Origin of the sequence: Methylobacterium terrae (assembly GCF_003173755.1) — a bacterium.
GTDB lineage: Bacteria > Pseudomonadota > Alphaproteobacteria > Rhizobiales > Beijerinckiaceae > Methylobacterium > Methylobacterium terrae.
This window is the reverse complement of the sequence record NZ_CP029553.1, coordinates 575,938-596,909: the sequence shown is the minus strand read 5'-3', so window position 1 is coordinate 596,909 and position 20,972 is coordinate 575,938. Positions and strand designations below refer to the sequence as shown.

The following is a 20,972-nucleotide window of genomic DNA, read 5'->3' as shown; positions in this document are numbered from 1 at the left end:
CGAGCGCGCCGCTCCCTACCGTGCCGCGCCCACCTCCAGGGTCCCGAAGGCGGTGCGCCCGTAGCGCTCGGGCCGGTACATGTCCTCGATCGTCGCCGCCGGGTGGACGTAGCGGCCCGGCGTCACCGCCCGCACCGTGTAGGCGACGCTGAAGAAGGCCGACTGGCTCGGGCTCCGGTCGTAGGCCGCCACGAAGCGGTCGTCGCGGAACTCGGTATGGGTCGGCGTCACGTCGGATTTCGCCCAGGCGAGGCCGGCGGTCGCGTCGGCGTCGAGGAGCTTGGGGTTGTCGATCTCGAGGCCGGCCGGCAGGCGGTCGACGAGGAGCAGGCGCCCGGCGCTGGCCTTGGCCTCCGTCACCTTCAGCACCACCACCAGGCGGTCGTTCTGGCGCAGGGCCGCGAGGTCGGCCGGGCTGCCGTCGAGGCGGTGGTAGCTGCGCTCGATCGCGTAGCCCTTCGCCTCCGCCGGCTCCGGCACCGCCGGGTTGCCGGAGATGCCGAGGGCGAGCTGCACCGGGGCGCTGCCGCGGTTGGTCACCGTCACGGGCCGCGCCGCCAGGGCGGTGCCGGGAAACGTGCGGTAGAGCGCGCCCTGGACCGGCGCGCCGTCGAGCGTGAGCGAGGGCGCCTCCTTGCCCGCGTCCTTGCCCGCCTCCTTGGCCAGTTCGGACGCCGCCAGCACCAGCCAGGCCTGTTCCTGGGTGCTGGTCGGGCGGCCGGAGCCGCGCTCCTCGCCCACCACCGCGCCGAGCGCACCGAGCGAGTCCCGGGCGATCCCGGTCTCGGCGGCGAGCGCGATCAGCCCGGCGCCGTCGCGCAGGCGCGAGCCGTAATCGGCCCGGTAGGTCCCGCCGTCGCGCTCGGCGCGCAGCGCCCCGAGCGCCGCCTCGAAGGCGGTGCGGGCCCGGGTCCGGTCGCCGAGCAGCGCGAGCGCCGCGGCGATCTGGCCGCGGGCGAGCGGCGTCGCGAACGAGGCGAGCTTGGTGTCGGCGAGGTAGCGCAGGTCGCCCATCACCGGGCGGCCGTTGCGGGCGAGCACGTAGGCCGCGTAGGCGAGGTCGAGCCCGCCCTCGGTGACCTCGGTGGCGTTGGCCACCGTGTTGCGCAGCCGGTCGAGGGCGAGCGACAGGGCGGTCGGCGGCACGGCGAATCCGCGCTCGCGCGCCCGGGTCAGGAAGTCGGTGGCGTAGGCGGTGAGCCACAGGTCCTCGGCGTTGCCCGCCGACCACAGCCCGAAGGCGCCGCTCGCATCCTGGCGCGACAGCACCCGGTCGATGGCGCCCCGCACCCGCTCGTCGGCGCTGCCGTCGAGGCCGAGCTGCGATAGGGCCGCCAGGCGGTTGACCGCGAGGAGCGGCAGCGCCCGGCTCACCACCTGCTCAGTGCACCCGTAGGGGTAGCGGTCGAGCGCCTGGAGCAGGGCCGGCACGTCGATGCCGCCAAAGGGCGAGGCCGCGAGCGTCACCGCGCCGGTGCCCGGGATCACCTCGGCGAGGAGGTCGCCCGACAGGGTCAGGCTTCCACCGGGCTCCAGCGTGCGGACCTCGCGGCGCAGCAGCGTCCCGGTACCGGGCTGGAGGCCCAAGCTGAAGCTCTGGCCGGCGGGCTCAGGCAAGCCCGGCCCGGTCAGCCGCAGGTCGACCCGGGCGAGGCCGGGGCCGGCGGCGGTGAGCGGGATCTCGATCGTGCCCCGCCCGCCGGGGGCGAGGTGGAGCGAGCGGGCGAGCGCGCCCGTCGGCACCACCACGGGGCCAGCGAGGTCGACGTCGACCGCGTAGTCGCCGCCCGGACCCTCGACGTTGTCGAGGGCGACGTGCAGGCGCGAGCGGTCGCCGACCGCGAGGAAGCGCGGCAGGGTGCCGCTCGCCACGATCGCGTCGCGGATCACCACGTCGGCCGAGGCCGCGCCGACCCTGGCCGCGCTCCAGGCCGTCACCATCACCCGGGCGGTGCCGTTGAAGGCCGGCAGGGGGAAGCTCACCTCGGCCCGGCCGTCCGGCCCGACCGTGACGATTCCGGAATAGCGCGCCAGCGGCTCCTGCGTCGGCGGTGCGCCCTCCAGTTCCGCCCCGCCGGCGTCGCCGCCGGAGCGGATCGCGCCCAGCGTGCCCTGCATGCCGTCGATCAGGTAGCCGTAGAGGTCGCGGATCTCGGAGGAGAGCGCCTTCTGGCCGAAGAAGAACCCGAACGGGTCGGGAGCGGCGTAGCGGGTGAGGCTGAGGATGCCGACATCGACCGCCGCCACGGTCACCCGGGCCTCCTCGCCGGCCTTCAGCCCGGCGAGGCGGATCGGCAGGCGCAGCTCGCCCCGGGGCCGGACCTTGAGGGGCGCCTCGATCGCGACGCCGAGGGCGCGGGCCTCCCGGTCGATCCCGAACCAGGCCAGGCCCATGGCCCGGCCGGGCAGGCGCCGGGCCGCCTGGTCGAGGGGCCGGTAGGCGGTGGCGACGAGGTAGGCGCCCGCGCCCCAATCCGGCTTCACCGGGATCTCGACGGTGGTGCCGCCGGCCGGCAGGTCGAGGGTGCGGATCTCGTGCACCCGGTCGCTCACCACCGCGATCGTGGCGGTGCCGGCAAAGCGCGGGCGCAGGCGCGCCCGAACGGTGTCGCCGGAGGCGTAGGCCTCCCGGTCGAGGGTGAGGTCGAGGAGGTCGGGCGCATCGGCGCTCTCGGTGCCGCTCCAGCCGACATCGAACGACAGGCTCGCCGCCTCGACGCCCGGTCCGCGCACCTCCAGGCGGTACTGGCCGAGATCGACCGGCATCGCCAGCCGGGCCGGCGCGCCGGCCTCGAGCGCGACGCGGCCGTTCGCGACCTTGGCGGTGGTCTTGACCGGCTCGAAGCTCCAGCGCCCGTCGGCCCGGTACCACTGGTAGCGCCGGTCGACCCGCAGCAGGGTCCAGGTCGCCTCGGTGGCGAGCCGCGTGCCGTCGGGCCGCGCGGCCGCCACCTCGAAGCTCGCGGTCGCGCCCTCGCGCAGCGCGCCGAAGGTCTTGCGGATCCCCAGCACCGGCCCGGCGGGCAGGATCGGCAGGGTCAGGCTGCGCTGCACCGCCCGGCCGCCGGGCTCGCCGACCTGGAGCGTGACCTTGGCCTCGAACGGCCGCGGCCCGCGCGAGTCCGGCACCGGCGCCCGCACGGTCGCGCGCCCCTGCGCGTCGGTGGCGACGGGGGCGTCGAGCTCCGCCGTCACCGGGGCCACGCCCTCGTCGTCGAGGCCGGTCGAGAACTCCTCGAACCCCTTGATGCCGCTGCGGGAGGCCGGCTGCACCGCGACCGCGCCGCCGACGCTCAGCGCGGCGCCTGGCGCCCCGTAGAGGTAGCGCGCCGCGACCGTCACCGTCGCGGGCTCGCCGGGACGCAAGGCGGCCTCGGCCGGAATCAGGGTCACGTCGAGGCGCTCGGGCACGTAATCCTCGACGAGGAAGCTCGCCTCGCCGATCGCGGGCGCCTTCGGGTCGGTGTAGGCCGACACCCGCCAGGTGCCGCCTTGCGCGCCGGGCAGCAGCGGCAGCGACAGGGCGCGGCCGCCGAGCCCGCCATCCGGCACCTGGACCCGGCGGTACTCGACCCCGTCCGGGCGCTTCGCCACCAGGGTGAGGGGAAGCCCGGGAATCGCCGCGCCCTTGGCGTCGCGCAGGAGCGCGGTCAGCTGCACCGTCTCGCCGGAGCGGTAGACCCCGCGCTCGGGAAACAGGTAGGCCTCCGCCGCGCTCGGGCTCGGCCGGCCCTTCACGCCGCGATCGGCGAGGTCGAAGGCGCTCAAGGACAGGTCGAGGAAGCCGTAATCGTCGCCGAGGCGCGCCACCACGAGGCTCGGGGCCGCCCCGCCCTCGCCGCGGGCGAGGCCAGGATCGAAGGCGGCGTGACCCTGCCCGTCGGTGCTGCGGGTCGCCAGCACCTCGTTGTTGCGGGCGACCAGGCGGATCTCCGCGTCCTTCACGACCGCCGCCGAGGCGAGCGAGCGGGCGAGCACGTGGATCCCGTCCCGTCCCTTGAAGGCGGTGAGCCCGAGATCCGAGACCACGAACCACTGCGTCGCCTCGCTCTCGTAGCCGCCCTCCTCGCCGTCGGCGAGGGAAGCGCCGCCGCTCGGGCGCGCCGTCATCACGTAGAGACCGGGCTCGACCTTGCCGATGGCCTGGAGCACCGGGAAGGCGGTCACCGCCTCGCGGTTGATCTCCGCGGGCGCGGTGTCGAGGGTGCCCTTCCAGACCTGGACGCCGCGCTCGCGGGCGATGCCGCGCAGGCCCGACCCCGAGAGCTGCGACAGGAACGCGTCGGAGCGCAGGGCCGGCAGCAGCCCGCGGTCGCCGATGCGCACCACCTCGACGTCGAGCTTGCCGGCATTGACCGAGACCAGCGGCACCCCGGCCTGGCCGGTGCGGGGCAGCACGTAGTTGCGCCCGGTGAAGCGCACCTGCGGGCTGCGGTCGCGGACGTAGATGTCGTAGTCGGCCGCCTTGCGTAGGGATTCGCCGACGGTCGAGGGCAGGCCCTGGCGCAGCACCACGCCGTAGCGCTCGCCGTGGCGAAGCCCGTCGACGCAGACCTGCTGGCCCTGCGCGGTCACCGCGGCGTCGCTCGCGCCCGACACCGCCACGAAGGGCGCGATATCGGCCTTCGGGTCGATCGTCTCGGAGAGGGTGAAGCAGGCCCGCGGGGCGGCGTCGGAATCGACCTTGTAGTCGAGCACCCGGAAGCCGTGCGCCTCGCGCAAGGCCTCGTAGGTCTTGGCGGTTTCCGCGTCGCCCGCCAGCGCGAGGCTCGCCGCGTAGGCCTCGAGCGCCGGGCGCCAGCTCTCCTGCTTGGCGAGGGTCCCGCCGAGGAGTGCCAGCGCCCGCGCCTCGTCGGCGGGCGCGGGCGCTCGTTGGTAGGCGAGGTAGGCGCCGGCCCGGGCCTCGGCCTTGAGCCTCTGGCTGGTCTCGTAATCGTCGTTCTCGGCCTCGCCCGCGGCCTGCGCCAGGGCGTACCAGCCGCGCCACTCCGCCGGATCGGCCGCGGCGGCGCGGCGGAAGGCGGCGAGCGCCCCGTCGATGTCGTCCTTCGCCCGCAGGGCCTCGGCCTCCCGGCGCCACTGGGCGGCGGGCTTGCCGGCGGCGGACTTGCTGCCCGCCCCGCCCTCCGCCTGCAGCCGTGCCTCGAGGCGCACCGCCTCGCTGGCGAGGGCCGGGCGCACGAAGCTCTTGGGACGGGGCGCCGGCTGCACCGGGGCGGCGCGGCGGGGGCCTGAGCCGGGCTGCTGCGCCGCGGCCGGGACGCCGGCGAGCAGCGTCAGGAACGCGGCCATCCCGGCGGCGGCGCGCCCGGCCCGTATGATGAGCGACATGTCCGGCCTCGCGGCGATTCCCTGCCCGGTCGGAGCCTAAGCAGCGCTTGATCGCGGTGCAATCCGGCGCCGCTCCGGCGCATTCGAATTCGCCTGATCTTCGCCGCCGCCCGCTCGCGGCGCGAGGTCTTGGCGTCGATCCATCTTGGCGCCGATCCAGTTGCATGTCGGCACGACGCGGGACGACATGGCAAGGGAATCCCCGGCAAGGAAATCCCCGGCAAGGCGACCCTGGAACTCGGGCGGCACCTCTGCCAAGGTCCGCCGTCCCGCTTCGGAGAGCCCGATGCCGCGTCCTGCCCGCCTGCTCGCCGCCGGCCTCCTGCCGCTCCTCGCCTGCGGCGGCCTCGCGCCGGCTGCCTCGGCGCAAGCGCCCGCGGCCTCGACACAAGCGCCCGCGGCCTCGGCGCAAGCGCCCGCGGCCTCGACACAAGCGCCCGCTCCCGCGGCACCCGGCCCGAAGGCACCGGCGCCGCGCCCGGCCGCCGCGCCCGATCCGGCCTTCGAGGCGGCGCGGGCCGCCTTCGAGGCGCGGCCGGAGGCGGAGCGCCGGGCGGTACAGGACGCGCTGGTCTGGGCCGGGAGCTACAACAGCGTCGTCACCGGCGCCTTCGGCCGACGCACCTACGAGGCGATCGTCGCCTGGCAGGCGAAGGACGGCGGCCGGGCGGGGGGAGCGGCGAGCGGGATCCTCGACGAGCCCGCCCGCGCCGCCCTGCTGGCGGCCGGCGAGGCGGCGCGCCGGGCGGCCCGGTTCACGGTCGCGACGGATCCCGCCACCGGCCTCGTCCTCGGGGTGCCGGAGCGGCTGCTGCCGAAGCGAAGCCGCCTTCCCGCCGGCAGCCGCTGGCAGAGCCCGGACGGGCGCATCACCCTCGACACGCGGGCCTTCGCCCCCGGCACCACCGACCTCGACGCGCTGTTCACGCAGAGCGCCGCGGCGGGCCCGGAGCGCAAGGTGACCTACACCCTCAAGCGCCCCGACTTCACGGTCGTCACCGGCGAGACCCCGGCCGGCAAATTCTACATCCGCGACGCCGCCGGGCCGGCGGGCCTGCGCGGCTTCAGCCTGTCCTACGACAAGGCCTCGGCCCGGGAGGTGGACCGGCTGGTGATCGCGATCGCCAACAGCTTCGTGCCCTTCCCGGGCGAGGCTCCCGCGGCGGCCCCGCCGCGCCCGGTCGCCGCGACGCCCGCCCCGAGCCTGCCCGTCTCCGCTCCCCCCGCCGCGAGCCCGCCCGCCGCGAACTCGCCCGCCTCCGGCCCCCGGCCGCGACGGGCCTCGCCGTCGGTCCCCGCCGGATCGTCGCGGTGCTGCCGGTGCCCTGCCCGGCGCCGCAGGCCGGCGGCGCGCCGGCCCGTATGCTGCGGCGCGACGAGGGGAGCGGCCTCGCGCTCCTCGAGGCCGCCGCCGCGCCCAAGGCGTTGCCGGCCCTCGCGCCGGCGCCCGCGCCCGGCGAGGCGGTCCTCGTGCTCGCGGCGGGCGCGGACGGACCGAGCGCGACGCCCGGCGAGTGGGCGGCGGGCGGCGTCCTCGCCCCCCTCCAGCCCGGCGCCGCCGGCGCTCCGGTCCTCGACCGCGCCGGCCGCCTTCTCGGCCTCGTCGCCCGGCTGCCGGCCCAACCCCGCCTCGTCGCCGGCGTGGTGCCGCCGCTCACCCACCCCCTCGTCGGCCCGGACGCGCTCAGGGCCTTCCTCGGCGCGGACGGCCCGACGGCGCAGGCGGGCGAGACCCCGCCGCTCACCGCCGGCGCCCTCGCCGGACGCTTCGCCGGGGCGGTGGTGGCTTTGCGGTGCGGGGGGTGAGGGGGGATCCGCGACGGCGTCGCGGCGACGCCGCTCGAAGGGGCGCGGGCCGCCGGGCCGAACCAGGAGAGGAGGCGGCGCGGCGGCTGCGCGGCACTACGCTTCCATCCCCGGGCCGGACCGGCGCACACGATGCGGCGCACGATCCGGGGCATGGTTTCGGGCTTTCCGAGGGTCCTCGCGACCCCGGCCCCGGCGGCCATCGTCTCGGCCGCCGCCATGGAGGCGCCCCGCTTCCGGCGGTGCGGCGACGCGATCGGCCTGCGGCAGCCGGCCTATGACCGCCGCACTGCGAGACGCAAGCCGAGCCGCGCGAGCCGCGGCCCTGAAGGTCCCGCGAGCGATTCGGGCGACGTGATCCGACCGAGACCGGGCACGACGATGTCCCTGAAGAAGACGACGGTTCCGACCTCGCACCCGACCCCTCTCGCCCCCACGACACCCCGTCGCGCTGCTCGCACGACGCGATCGATCTCCTCCCCCCGGGACGAGCGTGGCGCCGCAACGTCATGGAGAGGGGTGGAGCCGCCCGCACCGGGCCACCGCGGTTTCGCACGACGGGCGGGGCAGCGAGCCCTGCAGCGTGGCGACGTGCTCGGCCCGAACGACGGCAGCCTCGCCGAGCGCCTCGGCCGGGACTTCACCGGCCCGGTCGTGTCCTTCGTCGCGAACTCGGATGCGGTCGCCATCATCGACGCGCAGCGGCAGATGGCGGGCTCGAGCGTCGGAGGGTTCGTCCAACTGACGACGATCCTGCGCGACAGCATCACCACCAAGGTCTTGCATTGCTGGCCGGAGGACGCGTGAAGCGCACGCGCGCTGGCCCTTTGGCGCTGCAAGGTGGGTCTTCAGTCGTACTCGAGCCCAACGGAATGCTCGAACGCAGTCCCGTTCGTCTGCCGCCCCTTAGGGTCAGCAACCGAGATGTCGCGGAAGCCTCGCGCCATCAGCTCCCGGACCTTGTCGAGCGCCTGCAAGTCGGTGCCGCAGGCGAATGTCAGCACGCGGCCAGTCGGATCGGTTGCTGTTACCTTGTACAAGCTCGGTTCCCCGTTCGGCGGTGGGCACGCGCTCGCTGGGATGTGCCGGCGGGAGCCGCGGCACGCAAATCATTTCGCGCCCGGGACATGCAGCTGCTCGGGGCCTACGTCACCTCTCTGGTGCCAGCCTGGGCTGGGTTGGGCGGTTCGAGAAGCGGACTTCGTCGGCCGAGTTCGAGATGTGCCCGCTGCGGTTCACGACGCGTTTGAACGAGGTGCCGAGCGTGTCGGCGGCGCGGTAGGCGCCGCGCACTGTCTCGCCCCTCTATCCAGCCGCCTCGCCGCCCGCCTCGACCATGCCGCTACACCCCAGACACAGGATAGGACCAGGGTGGGGTTGGGGCGAGGTAGGTGATTGCGTCATGTATCGAGCCGTTATGTCGCAACCTGCGGCCCTCTGAGGGCGAGTCGGCACGCTCCAAGCCTATCATGACTCGTTGGGGCCCTTGAAATCATAGGAACCATGCGTGACGTGTGGAATTTGGAAAAATTACCATCAGGTGCGAATTCGAACTGGGAGAGATTGTCTCTGCTGTAATCAATTGCAAATGCACAGGAGATTGTTCGCGATGTGGCCACCACCATCACGATCGCTAGTCCCGTTGTTTGCCAGATTATCACATAATATAATCAAAAATCAGCCCTCGTCATCGACAATTTCCAATATCGAACCAAGTCTTGACACTTCAAAGAAGGACATAGCTTGACAAGTTCGCCGTGAGCAAATTATAAAAAGCCAGGGTTTATTTGAGGATTCTACAGCGCGATGACCACCGGCTTGCTAAACGCGAACCTGAAAAACATGACATCACTCATAGTGGTAGGGAACGCCCCCGTTGAAAATAACCATGAAAGCTTAGTAGACACTGCGGATTGTGTTGTTAGATTCAATAAATGCGAAAATTACGGAAAAAACACCGGAACAAAAACGGATATATTGGTTCTTGGAAATCTAGGTGCCCACTCGTTAGATTGGAGTAAAGACAACAAGCTTTCAAGTTTCCCTTTTTGGCGAGAAATTTCAGAGATCTGGTTTCCACGCGATAGAGATATTTATATTAAATATAGAGATATATATACGAATAAGATCATCGATCAAGCCCCGCCGGGTCCGATAAATGATTATAAAAATCACATAATAGCGGGAAATAAAATTTCTGCAGAAATTATTTGCTTACCAAAAGAGGTTAATGAGTTTTCTTTTTTGCTTCTGTCGTGTCTATGTGACAATCCGTTTTCGATGCCGAGTACAGGTTTTTTGACGCTCATGTACATTTTAACGTGTGAGCGATTTTCAAACTATAAAATTGGCTTGATCGGATTTGGTTTCAGCGGATGGGATGGACATCCCTGGTCAGCGGAACGTGAGGCGGTTGCAAAATTTGAAGCTTCTGGGCAAGTTATTCGATACTGAAACATCCCAGGGGAATCGCTTCAGCTTTTTCAAGGGAGTGCGGGGGTGTGTCGGAGAAGGGCTTCGAGGTAGTCGGGATTGAGATTGGCGAGCTTTCTGCGGGCCTTGAAGCTGTGTCGATCGTGCGGTGCGCGCACGAGGTTGATGGCCATATGGCGCACCACCGCCATGTTCTGCGGGCCTGATCCGGTCCGCAGCCGCACGAGATCGTCGTGGAAGACGACGTCGAGCACCCAGTGCAGGCGGTTCTCGATCTGCCAGTGCGCCCGCACGGCGGCCGCGAAGGTCTTGGCGTCGAGCCTCGCTGAAGAGAGAGTAGCGGCGTTCGTGTTCGATCCGAGCGGCGCGTTCGACCTGCGTCTCGATCATGCCAATCATCGCCAGATGAGGCATGTGCGGTTCATCGGGGTAGCGGCGATCCGAGGTCAGCCAACTCACGTCATGGCATACGCTGGCGCGGCGGCGTTCGAGGCGGCCATGGTCGTTGTCGAGCGTCTCGTGTGTCTCCACGATCAGGTCGCCGGGATCGGCGAAGACGCGCACGACGTCATCGTGGGTGGCGGGACGGTTGGCCTTGCGCGCCAGCAGGTAGTCGCCCCCTCGGGCCACGATGGTCTCGGCGATGGCGGACTGGGTGCCCATCGCGTCGCTGGTGACGAGGGCGCCCCGGAGTTCGAGCCGGTCGAGAAGGCACGGGATGGCGGTGATCTCGTTGCTCTTGTCGGCCACCGCCTCCTGGCCGAGCACGAGGCGCTGACGGGCGGCCCAGGCCGAGACGGTGTGCAGGGCGGCCCGGCCCTTGGTCTTGCCGTGGCAGCGCCGGGAGGTCTTGCCGTCCACCGCGATGAGGTCGGGCTCGGCCGCGCGCAGGCTCTCGACCCAGGTGGTGAAGCAGGTCTGGAAGAGGTCGGCGTCGAGCGCGTCGATGACGTCGTTGAGGGTATCGTGGGCGGGCAGGCCCCGCGCGTAGGGCAGGAAGCGGCGCAGGAAGTCCAGGCGCTGCTCGCCCCACGGCCGGATCTCGACGAAGTCGTCCATGCCGCAGAGCGTGGCGCACAACACCAGCCGCAGGATCTCGGGCAGCGGGTAGATCACCCGCCAATGCTGGCGCGGGTCTTCCAGAGCCGAGAAGTGGTCGAGGATCGACAGCGATGACGGCATGGGAGCCTCGCAGAGCGCCAAGCCCCTCCTGAACCACGATCCTCCTCGCCGCGCAGCCCAAACCCGCATCAAGGCTGAAGCGATTGTCCTGGCGCTGGCGTTGTGCTGATTGACAAATGCACGCTGAGCGACCGCGCTATGGTTCGAGCCGCCTACGCTTTAGTTCCGCAGGTCATATGGTTTCCGATTGATCGCTTCGCGATACGGAAACTGTATTAACGCCCGCGCGGCGCTGGGTGCATGTCATGCGCAACGTCCCAGCCCATATCGGCTACTCGGGCCGGCGCGTCGTCTCGGTCTTCATCGCCAACGCCTTCGCGCAGGACGACCCCAAGAGGCCCGTCAGGAGTGGCTGCAGGTCGCCGAACTGCGCATTGTATCGACCGATAATTTTTCAAGAAAGGCAGGGGGCGTTGCGCGGACATGCCATCCCAAGATTACAAAGTGCCGTCAGCATCCAGCGGATAGCAACCCAAGCGACGCACACGCCCGCTGGCAGAGGGGGTCCAAATCTCTTGGTCGCCGTTGCACTCTCATGGATGAACAGCATCTATCTACGGGCTTGAATATGGGGTTGTTCGACGAAAAGTGCAGAATCAACGCACAATCGCACGGATGTTGCACGCGCTCAATGTAAAAGGTTTACTGCATTACTTATAGGCGTCCTACGACGCCAAGAATGAATTTGTGTTATTCCTTCGCGACACACAATTCGAAACATGTTCCACCTTGGTGGCGTCATGACCTGCTCCCCGCTTTCCCGCCACGCGTAGGTTAGGTCTGTTCCTGTTCTGCCCCTTGCGGGGCGGGTGAGCAACAGGCTGGGGGCATGGAGCCCCCACGCGGCGCAGTGCCCCCAGTCTGTTGCATCGCGAGGGCACTGGCCTTGGCGGCGAACTCCATCGGGGTCAGCCCGGCGAGGCTCGTGTGTGGTCGGGCGGTATTGTAGTCGATCCGCCAAGCATCAATGATGCGACGCGCCTCGAACAACGTGCCGAAGACATGTTCGTTCAGGCATTCGTCGCGCAATCGCCCATTGAACGACTCCACGAAGGCGTTCTGCATCGGCTTGCCCGGCGCGATGTAGTGCCATTCAACGCCTCGTTCCTGAGCCCAGCGCAGGACAGCGGTCGAGGTGAGTTCGGTGCCGTTGTCGCTCACCACCATGGCAGGCAAACGACGCTCGGCAACGAGCCGGTCCAACTCGCGCACGACGCGCAGGCCCGAGAGCGAGGTGTCCACCACCGTCGCCAGCGCCTCGCGGGTGTGGTCGTCGACGACGTTCAGGACGCGGAAGCGCCGCCCGTCGGCGAGCGCGTCGCTGACGAAGTCCAATGACCAGCGCTGGTTGGCCTCCTGTGGGATCACCATCGGTGCTCTGGTCCCAAGTGCTCGCTTGCGTCCGCCGCGACGGCGCACGGTGAGCTTCTCCTCTCGATAGAGCCGGTAGACCTTCTTCAGGTTCACGCACGCCCCCTCCCGTTTGAGCAACATCGCCAGCCGCCGGTAGCCGAACCGGCGGCGCTCGCCCGCATGGTGGCGCAGCCGAGCTCGTAGCGCGTCATCGGTGCCGGGCCTGCGCTCATATTGGAAAGCCGAGCGGTCTACCCCGAGAAGCCCGCACGCACGCCGTTCCGAGAAGCCGTGATGTTTGATCACGGCTTCGACAGCAGCAAACCGTGCGGCGGGCGTGGTCAGTTTTTTGCCAGCAAATCCTTCAGGGCCGCGTTGTCGAGCACGGCCTCGGCCAGCAGCTTCTTCAGCCGCCGGTTCTCATCCTCCAGGGTGCGCAGTCGCGCTGCCTCGGACACCTTCAGACCGCCGTACTTGGCTTTCCAGTTGTACAGTGTCGCATCGCTGATCCCGTGCTTCCGGCACAGATCGGCGGTCTTCACGCCCGCGTCATGCTCGCGGAGCACCGCGATGATTTGCTCCTCGCAAAACCGGCTCTTGCGCATGGTCCATCTCCATCCCGATGGACCCAACTTACGGATGGCAGGAAATCAGGGGAGCAGGTCACCGATCCCGTCCGCAGAGTCGGGGTCGAGGATAGACACCACCATCGCTCCGACCACCTCGAGCACAGCGTCTTCACCACCGTTCTCGTGCCGTGCGCTGACCTGTGGCCGGAGGATCCGCTGGGCCGTCGCGCAAAGATGGTTGAGCAGCTGTTCGCGAAGGCGGCCGTCCACTGTCGGATCGAGACGGCGGCAAGCGGCGACGATCGTTCTGGGATCGTGCTTGTCGAGCGATCCACCATCCGTGGCCTCCTGCCAGAACTCGCGAAGGTGCTCGAGCGAGACACCGTCTTGAACGTTCACACGTGCCCCCGTCATGCGAGAGCCTGCCTCTCTAGCGAATGTTTAAGCTACGATTCGGTAGCGCAGTGGAAAAATTTTACACTGTTGCGGCAATGTCCCGCACGAACGGTACGGAGCAAGCGGCTCGAAACGCTGGGAGGCACTGATTGGTGATCGCTGGGTTTGTCTGCCAGATCGTGGCAGTCGCTGGTCGCGAACGCTGTCACACATACTCTAGAAAGAGCCGCAGGTCGGCTTTTGAGTAGAGCCGCAAGGCGTGTCCGGATCAACGAGCATGCAGGCAGCGTGAGTAGGTCGCCTATTTATTCAGGAGTGAGATGCTCTATCGAAAAATCGGCCTCACATTTGCGCTTGAGGACAAAATGTCTTGCATTCCAGCGAGGCCTTCGTGAGCAGTGTCGGTAACCTGATCCCTAATGTAGGCGCGTCGGGCATCCTGGCGCGCCCTCGCCGACCGTGGCGGTGGGCATTAATACGGATGGCCGGCGTGAACTGCCGGGGCTCGATATCGGTCCGAGGCCGAGACCTTCTGGACCGCGATCCCGGGTAAGCTGTCTGATGAGGCCTATGCGGGGTGAAGCTGGCGGTCACAGACGCTCATGAGGGGCGCAAGCCCTCAGTCGCCAAGGTCATGGCCGTCTTCTGGCCGCGGCGCTGGGGGTATGTCATGCGCAACGTCCCGGCCCATGCCGGCCGCTCGGGCCGGCGCGTCGTCTCGGTCTTCATCGCCACCGCCTTCGCGCAGGAGGACGCCGATGGGCCCGTCAGGTATGACTGCGGGTCGCCGAACTGCGCATTGTGTCGACCAGTGATTTTTCAGGAGAGGCGGGGGCGTTGCGCGGACGTGCCACGCCAAGATTATAAAGTGCCGTCAGCGTCCGGCGGACAGCAACCCAGGCGACGCACTCGCCTGCTGGCGGAATGAGTCAAAATCTCTTGGTCGCCGTTACACCCTCATGGATGAACAGCGGCTATCTACGCGCCTGGATATAGAGGGATCTGGTTAGCAAAAGTGCAGATTTAATGCACAATTACACCGATATAACACGCGATCGAAGGGCAATAGCCGCCCGATTATTCATCGGCGTCTTGCGCCGCCAATAATGCGTTTGTGTTACACCTTCGCGCCACATATTTTGAAACATATTCCACCTTGGTGGCATCAGTTTCAGATTGTGTGTCACGAGATAAATTGTTGGCGCACCCGACACGATTCGAACGTGTGACCTTTGCCTTCGGAGGGCAACGCTCTATCCAGCTGAGCTACGGGTGCTGACCGCGAAGCCTCTGTAGCCCGGCTCGGCCCGGAGCGCAACAGGGAACGGCACGCCAATCCGCTCAAGGGGACCCGGGAAGGCTCCTGCGGCAAAGGTCACCGGGGCGAATCGTGTCGGGTGCGCCGGGGGAGGCAAGGCCGGGCCGTTGGGACGCCGGGATCGCGCTTCGGATGCGGACGGCGTGCGGTGCGGTCGACGCCGCGTGCCGCTGGTGTGCCGCGCCCCAGATGCGCTTCGGCGCGCCGGTCCGAGCACCGATCGTGGCGTCAGGCCGCGACAGTCATCCGGTCGGTCCCGTAGAGGCGGTCGACGGTGAGGAGGCCGACGACCGCCAGGACGAGCTGGAGCGTGCTCAGGGCCGCGATCGAGGGGTCGAACTGGTGCTCCATGTAGCTCAGCATCACCACCGGCAGGGTGAGCGTCTCCGGGCTGCCGAAGAAGTAGGAGATCGGCAGGTTGTCGAACGACACCAGGAACGAGAACAGTGGGCCCGCCGCGATGCCCGGCCTGATCAGCGGCAGGACCACGTGCCAGAAAACCTGGAACGGGTTGGCACCGAGGAGCGCCGCTGCCTCCTCGAGGCTGCGGCCGGTGCCGCGACAGGTCGCCGCCACCGTGCGCAGGACGTCGGGAAGGCAGACGACCGTATGGGCGATGAGCAGGGCCGTGAACGAGACCCCGACCCCGATCCGCGACAGGAAGAACAGGGCGGAGAAGCCGATCCTGATCATCGGCATCGAGAGAGGCGAGAGCAAGTAGACCATCGTGGCGCCCGCGAGCGCCGAGGACGAGCGGGCGAGCGCGAGCGCCGCCGGGATGCCGACAAGGCACGACAGGAGCGTCGCGCCCACCGCGACGGCGAGGCTCACCCGGATCGCGGCGAGGTAGGGCGGGTAGTCGAGGATGCGCTGGAACCAGCGCAGCGACCAGCCCGGGATCGGGAAGGTGATGAAGCTCGCCTGCGTGAACGAGCCGACGACCACGACCGCGATCGGCAGGATCAGGAAGGCGAAGAACAGGACGACGAAGCCGCCGAGCAGGAAACGTCCGAGCCGGGCCTGCACCATGCGCCGCTCCGGCGCACGAGGCGCAGTTGCAGGATCAGGCACACGAGGTAGTAGGCGACCGGGTAGCCGATGAGCACGCAGATCAGCGTCACGATGCCGGAGAGCAGGACGGTCTGGAGGATGCTGTCGAGGTGGAACGGGTCGGTCAGGGCCTGGGACGTAGCGCGCCGCCGTCAGGCTCTGGCCCTCCGCCGGCACGACGCTGCGCAGGCCGTTGTCGAGGAGCGGCAGCACGAAGAAGGCGATCAGGAACAGCACCGCCGGCAGGGCCAGGAAAGGCTGACCGATGGGAGGGGCGTCCGGTCAGGACCGGCCGTGGTGCCGCCGTCGTCGCCATCTCAGCCCCGGATCTCGCGGTTCCAGCGGTCGACCCAGCACGAGCGGACCTTGGCGATCTCCTCGTAGGGCGGGAAGTGGGCCTGCTGCCAGGGCGTGACGCGGCGCTTGAGGGCGTCCGGATAGACCGCCTTCCGGTTGGTGACCGGGTAGTTCGGCATCGTGGCGAAGCGCAGCTGCGCAGCCCCAGCCCGTGCCGGGCGCGTTCAAGCCGGGGCGGAGGATCGCGTGCCTCCGGGACCAGCGCGATGGCCCGCGACGTCTCGAAGCCGGCCGGTCGGTCGCGCCGGTGCCGATGCAGGCGGCCGAAGCGCTGGAGCAGCACATCCATCGGCGCGAGATCGGTGATCAGGAGGTCCGCATCCAGATCCAGGCTCATCTCGAGCGTCGTCGTCCCGAACGCGACGATCGGCCGGCGCTCGCGGCCGCGACGCTCCTCGGGGCCTGATCGTCGTCCACCTTGCCGAACACCGCTTCGATCTCTGTGTCGAGGAGACGCCGATCCTCGGCGGCGAAGCGACCGTGATGCAGGGTCGTGACGTCCCCGACCCGGAACGGCAGGTTGCCGGCGTCCTCGGCTTCGAGCGCCTGCTGCACCGCCACCGCGTCGGCGACCGTGTTGCGGATAACCGACACCGCAGCGCCCGCGCGGGCGGCGGCGAGGGCCCGGACGGCGATCTACCCGCGGATGGGCGATCAGTGGCGCGGTCCTGACCGCGATCTCCTTGCGCCGCCCGCCGGTCTTGACCTCCGCCGGAGCCGCCTCGGCGCCCGAGAGCGCCGGGTAGGGCGTCTCGAGGGCGAGCGCGAGACTCGGCGCCTCCTGGCCGAGGAGGGCCGCGCGCGCCGCGCTGCCGAGGGTGGCTGAGAGGAGCATCACCCGACCGCCGGCCGCAACATGGTTCCCGATGACGGTCTTCAGGATTTCGGTCTGGAACGTGTCCGACGCATGGACCTCATCCACCACGAGCAGCGAACGCGAAAGAGCGGCGGCGCGCAGGTGAGGGTGCTTGACCTGCAGACCCGCCATCAGCGCTTGATCGATGGTTCCGACGGCGATGGGGGCGGCGAGGTAGTGCTTGGGTGCCTCCGCCGCCCACCTAGCGTCGTTGTCCTCTTCGTCGGGCCGCAGCACCGTGAAGGGCGCGAGCCGCTGCCCGTCCTCGTCGCCGGCGCGCAGGTAGCCCGGCACCGCGAGCACCGCCCGAGGGGCATCGGCGCCGAAGATGCGGGCGAGGTGGCGGTTGATCCGCCCGTGCAGCTGCGTCGCTGCGGCGCGGGTCGGCACAGCGAAGTACAGCCCGTCGACCTCGCCGCGGGCGATCAGCCCGAGGGCGCCACAGGGCCGCCTCGGTCTTGCCCGAACCGGTTTCGGTCTCAAGGGCAGCGATGGCACCGAGCCATGCGGCGGCGGCCTGCTCCTGGGCCTCGTAGGACGGAAAGCCGAACGCCGCTGCGAAGGAGTCGGGCGCTGTGCGTGACAACGGGCGGAGGCCCCGCACAGTGACGCCCAGAGCTGCTTGCTGCGCCGCAAACTGCGATCGCGACAGCCCGGACGGCGTCACGAGGGGAAAGTTCGCCGTGTCCGAACCGAGCCAGTCGGCCAAGGTCGTGAGGCCGGCGAGCAATGCCACGAAACGCGGGCATCGGGCAGCGGCGGGCCCTCCACGAAAGCGAGCGGGAAGCGCAGGCGGGCGGCGGAGAGGAGCCGTGCCAACTCGGCGAGCGGATCGTAGCCGTCGATCGGGCGCCACCAACTGGCATCACGCCGTGTCTCTCTGGTGCTGGATCCGCTCATGGCGCCTGCTGTGTTGAAACTCGTGAGCGGACGGCCGTGATGAGCCATGACGGCCGTGAGATGTTCGGCTGCTCCCCAAGCCGCCATAAGAGCGCTCAGCTCCCGCACCACGGCTTGGTTACGGAGCGGTACGCTGTGGTGAAATGGGGCGCCGAAGACCTCGGTCTGCCCAATACACGGCATCTTAGGAAATTGGTGCCGCCAGAAGCCGCTATTGGCTTTGCCAAGATTGTGCAGAAAGGCGAGTACGCACAATCGCTCGACGTCTTGATCGGACAAGGCGCGTCCGGCGAGGCCCTCGACCCTGCCTCGATAGGCGGTCTGCGTCAGCACGGCGTGCAGGGTAGCCGCGACGTCTTCACCGTGATGCTTGGCCCGAGCGTGATTTTTAATCAACGATTCCTCTCAATAAAATTAAGACAAAATATAAGATGCGAGAGATATTTTTAGTACGTTCAATTTTGCAGAGCGTCCCCTACGGGCCGCGCCCTGCTCGCCGCCTGCGGCGGCTCCCGAACCTGCTGTGCGGTTTCGGCCTTTCAGGTTACGGTCGCTGACGCATTGTGCGGTGATCGGCGGCCGAGGTCACTTGGCGGGCCAGTCGCCCGAACCGGTCTCAAGGCCGCAAAGGGCCTTGACCCCGGCCCGGCCGCCTGGCGCTGGGTTGCCGGCGGCTTCGACGCCCCGGAGGGCGTCTGCGCCGCCTCTCCGGATCCTCCTTGCCTCGCATAAGGGGGGCGTATGGAACCCGGCACATCGGAGCAGGACGAAGCGCGGCAAGCAACTTGGCGGCTCGTCACCCTCAGTTGCCGGACATATGCAGCCGGGCCCGCCTCCTCCTCATCATGCGCTTCGGCACTGGCGGTCCGGGCAGACGACGCCTGACGGGGTGCCATCCGCCCGACACGTGCTGTGTTCGCGCTTGACATGCGCCGGCTATACGATCCGACATCCTGACACTTCAGCGTCATGCCGGATGGATCGTGCCTGCACTCACCGCGCTTCGCCGGGTTGATCGTTCGAGTGTCGCGCCATAGACTATGGAATACTCCATGGACTTCTACGGCAGGGCAGGCGATGAGCGAGCACGTGCGCTACACCCAGGCCGGGCGCCTGATGGCGATCGACACCGTGCTCGGACCCGACGCCCTGCTCCTCGAACGCCTCGAGGTCGAGGAGGGCCTCAACCGCCTCTTCACCATCCAGGCCCGCGTCCGCGCGCAACGCGACGAGGTCCGCCCCGACGAGATCGTCGGCACCGCCGCCGACCTCTCCCTCACGCTGGCCGACGGCTCGCAGCGGGTCTGGAACGGGCTCGTCACCGAGCTGCACGAGGGGCCGATCGTCACGAGAGGCGCGCGCCAGTACGCGCTGACCTTGCGCCCGCGGCTGTGGCTGATGAGCCAGCGCAGCGACTGCCGCATCTTCCTGACCCAATCGACGCTCGAGGTGCTGGAGACGCTGTGTGCCGAGCACCGCATCCGCGACTACAACCTTGCCGGCGTCACCCGCCCGCCGCAGAAGCGGGACTATGTCGTGCAGTGGAACGAGACCGATCTCGCCTATCTGCTGCGCCGCCTCGAAGACGAGGGCCTGTTCCTGTGGTTCCGGCATGAGCGCGGCAAGCACACGCTCGTCGTCGGCGACCATCCCTCGGCCTATGACGGCGGGACCGAGACCCGGGTCCGTCTCGCCTTCGGCTCGTCGGATGCCGAGCACATCCACGACTGGCGCCGGCAGCTCTCGTTCACCCCAGGAAGACGAGCCGGTAAGGATTACGAGTTTCTAACGCCAAATCTCGATCTGGTTGCCGATACACCGTCGATCAACCGCGTTCCCGAGAACACGGCTTACGAACTCTACGAGTATCCGGCAAGGGCGCTGACCCGCGAGGCCGGCGAGCGCGCCACGCGCCTGCGCATCCAGGCGACCGAGACCGGCTTCGACCGCATCGAGGGCCGCTCCAGCGTGCGCACGCTCGCGGCGGGCTCGCGCTTCACCCCCTACGAGGTGGCCCACCCGCGCCACGTCTACCCGGCGCAGGTAGTGACGCAGATCCTGCACCGGGCCGAGGACCCGACCTACGAGAGCGGGGCGGGCACGCCGCACTACGAGAACGCGTTCACCACCCTGCCGGCCGACCGCCCGGCGACGCCGCACCGCGCGGTGCCGCGCCCGCGCATCGACGGCTTGCAGATCGCCCGGATCGCGGGACCGCCGGGCGAGGAGATCCACACCGACGCGTTCGGACGGGTCAAGCTCACGCATCTGTGGGACCGGCGCGCCCGGGGCGACGGGACGGATACCGGTTGGGTTCGGGTGACGCAGTCCTGGGGCGGGACGAGCTGGGGCCAGCAGATCATCCCCAGGGTCGGGATGGAGGCGCTGGTGGCCTACCAGGAGGGCGATCCGGACCGGCCGATCGTGGTCGGGATCGCGCCCAACCCGAACAACCCGGTGCCCTACGCGCTGCCGGCGCACAAGACCAAGCTCGTGGTCCGGTCCAACACCTACAAGGGGCGGGGCTACAACGAGATCTCGATGGAGGACGTGGCGGGGTCCGAGAACCTGTTCACCCACGCCCAGAAGGACATGACGACGAAGGTTCTGAACGACGCGACGGCGCGGGTGGACGCCAACCAGGTCGGGAGCGTGGGGGCGAACCACTCGTTCGAGGTCGGGAACAACCAGAACCAGGCGATCGGTGGGTCGCGCTCGCTCACCGTGGGGGCGGTGGGGGGCGTGGCGACGGCGGCGCTGGGCGCTGCGATGGCGGGTCTGTCGGGGCAGACGGCGGGTCTGCTGGGCCAGGCGATGCAGGTCGCCATGCAGGCGGCGAGCACGGCGGGCTCGGGCGGCGGGGGCGACCCGGCGCCGGCGGGGGCTGAGGCCGGTGGGGCGCTGCCGCCGGGCGTCGATGCGGCGGCCCTGGCCGGGACGGCGGCGAGCCTTGCCGGGCTGATCGGCGGCGGCGGGGTCGGGGGCCTTCTCGGCGCGGGCGTCGATGCGGCGCGGGGCGCGGTGAACGACGCGAGCGTGCAGAGCCTGCGCACCGGCGGCGGGGCGGGGATGGCGGGGGGCGGCTCGCAGGTCGCCGGGATGGTGCAGCAGATGATGGGGGGCTTGGGCGGCGTGATGAACACGATGGTCTCGAACATGCGCCACGACAGCACCGGGATCGCGTCGACCGAGCAGGTCGGTCAGTCGAAGGTGGTCAATGTCGGCCAGACCGCGATCGAGAACGTCGGCAAGGCCAAGAAGGTCGTGGTCGGGGAGGAGTTGCTGGTCCAGGTCGGCCAGGCCTCGCTGCTGATGAAGAAGGACGGCACCATCCTGCTCAAGGGCGTGACCGTCTACGTCGATGGTTCCGAGCAGGTCCAGCTCACCGGCAAGGTCGTCGACCACAATTGAGGGCCGGACG

General features: G+C 69.1%; 13 protein-coding genes, 1 tRNA gene and 3 pseudogenes. 6 read left to right on the top strand and 11 right to left on the bottom strand.

Going from position 1 to position 20,972, the window contains the following annotated elements; translation table 11 throughout:
- Positions 1 to 15 precede the first annotated feature (15 nt).
- The gene (locus tag DK419_RS02615; protein ID WP_109957716.1) at positions 16 to 5,331 is read right to left on the bottom strand and encodes an alpha-2-macroglobulin family protein; all 5,316 of its coding nucleotides are present in this window, start codon (positions 5,329 to 5,331) and stop codon (positions 16 to 18) included.
- Between the two features lie 187 nt (positions 5,332 to 5,518).
- Here DK419_RS02615 and DK419_RS29895 point away from each other — a divergent pair.
- Positions 5,519 to 5,935, top strand: a pseudogene (locus DK419_RS29895) (hypothetical protein); the annotation flags it as partial.
- Positions 5,936 to 5,955: 20 nt separating this feature from the next.
- Here the strand turns inward: DK419_RS29895 and DK419_RS29310 are convergent.
- On the bottom strand, positions 5,956 to 6,111 hold the full coding sequence (locus DK419_RS29310; RefSeq protein ID WP_245442807.1) for a hypothetical protein: 156 nt from the start codon (positions 6,109 to 6,111) through the stop codon (positions 5,956 to 5,958).
- A gap of 531 nt (positions 6,112 to 6,642) precedes the next feature.
- Here DK419_RS29310 and DK419_RS29305 point away from each other — a divergent pair.
- The gene (locus tag DK419_RS29305) at positions 6,643 to 7,137 is read left to right on the top strand and encodes a hypothetical protein (RefSeq protein ID WP_245442806.1); all 495 of its coding nucleotides are present in this window, start codon (positions 6,643 to 6,645) and stop codon (positions 7,135 to 7,137) included.
- A 591-nt stretch (positions 7,138 to 7,728) separates the two neighbouring features.
- On the top strand, positions 7,729 to 7,944 hold the full coding sequence (locus tag DK419_RS02605; RefSeq protein ID WP_109957715.1) for a hypothetical protein: 216 nt from the start codon (positions 7,729 to 7,731) through the stop codon (positions 7,942 to 7,944).
- Between the two features lie 41 nt (positions 7,945 to 7,985).
- On the opposite strand, the gene DK419_RS02600 is transcribed toward DK419_RS02605, so the two are convergent.
- Positions 7,986 to 8,177, bottom strand: a complete 192-nt coding sequence (locus DK419_RS02600; RefSeq protein WP_109957714.1) for a hypothetical protein — start codon at positions 8,175 to 8,177, stop codon at positions 7,986 to 7,988.
- 766 nt (positions 8,178 to 8,943) lie between these two features.
- Between DK419_RS02600 and DK419_RS28480 the strand changes: the two genes are divergently transcribed.
- Positions 8,944 to 9,591: a glycosyltransferase family 29 protein gene (locus tag DK419_RS28480; RefSeq protein WP_162561126.1), complete on the top strand. Its 648-nt coding sequence runs from the start codon at positions 8,944 to 8,946 to the stop codon at positions 9,589 to 9,591.
- 29 nt (positions 9,592 to 9,620) lie between these two features.
- Here the strand turns inward: DK419_RS28480 and DK419_RS02595 are convergent.
- The 3 genes and pseudogenes from DK419_RS02595 to DK419_RS02580 form a co-directional block, all read right to left on the bottom strand.
- A pseudogene (locus DK419_RS02595) lies at positions 9,621 to 10,752 on the bottom strand (ISAs1 family transposase).
- 774 nt (positions 10,753 to 11,526) lie between these two features.
- Positions 11,527 to 12,710 (bottom strand): IS3 family transposase gene (locus DK419_RS02585; RefSeq protein WP_425352611.1). Its coding sequence is split into 2 segments (ribosomal slippage): positions 11,527 to 12,458 and positions 12,458 to 12,710, totalling 1,185 coding nucleotides; the frame shifts between segments, so codons are not numbered across the junction.
- 45 nt (positions 12,711 to 12,755) lie between these two features.
- On the bottom strand, positions 12,756 to 13,073 hold the full coding sequence (locus DK419_RS02580) for a hypothetical protein (RefSeq protein WP_109957712.1): 318 nt from the start codon (positions 13,071 to 13,073) through the stop codon (positions 12,756 to 12,758).
- 420 nt (positions 13,074 to 13,493) lie between these two features.
- Here DK419_RS02580 and DK419_RS29300 point away from each other — a divergent pair.
- Positions 13,494 to 13,830, top strand: a pseudogene (locus tag DK419_RS29300) (transposase); the annotation flags it as partial.
- 439 nt (positions 13,831 to 14,269) lie between these two features.
- Here the strand turns inward: DK419_RS29300 and DK419_RS02575 are convergent.
- The 5 genes from DK419_RS02575 to DK419_RS29940 form a co-directional block, all read right to left on the bottom strand.
- Positions 14,270 to 14,346: transfer RNA gene (locus DK419_RS02575), tRNA-Arg, on the bottom strand.
- A gap of 270 nt (positions 14,347 to 14,616) precedes the next feature.
- The gene (locus DK419_RS02570) at positions 14,617 to 15,417 is read right to left on the bottom strand and encodes an ABC transporter permease (RefSeq protein WP_109957711.1); all 801 of its coding nucleotides are present in this window, start codon (positions 15,415 to 15,417) and stop codon (positions 14,617 to 14,619) included.
- A gap of 338 nt (positions 15,418 to 15,755) precedes the next feature.
- Positions 15,756 to 15,914, bottom strand: coding sequence for a hypothetical protein (locus DK419_RS28475; RefSeq protein WP_162561125.1), 159 nt, complete (start codon positions 15,912 to 15,914; stop codon positions 15,756 to 15,758).
- A gap of 214 nt (positions 15,915 to 16,128) precedes the next feature.
- Entirely contained in the window at positions 16,129 to 16,350 is a 222-nt protein-coding gene (locus DK419_RS29945; RefSeq protein WP_425352626.1) for a hypothetical protein, read from the bottom strand.
- Between the two features lie 964 nt (positions 16,351 to 17,314).
- On the bottom strand, positions 17,315 to 17,884 hold the full coding sequence (locus tag DK419_RS29940) for an HD domain-containing protein (protein WP_425352656.1): 570 nt from the start codon (positions 17,882 to 17,884) through the stop codon (positions 17,315 to 17,317).
- Positions 17,885 to 18,628: 744 nt separating this feature from the next.
- Between DK419_RS29940 and DK419_RS02560 the strand changes: the two genes are divergently transcribed.
- Positions 18,629 to 20,962 carry a type VI secretion system Vgr family protein gene (locus DK419_RS02560; protein ID WP_109957709.1) on the top strand — a complete coding sequence of 778 codons (2,334 nt, stop codon included), beginning with the start codon at positions 18,629 to 18,631 and terminating at the stop codon, positions 20,960 to 20,962.
- Positions 20,963 to 20,972 lie beyond the last annotated feature (10 nt).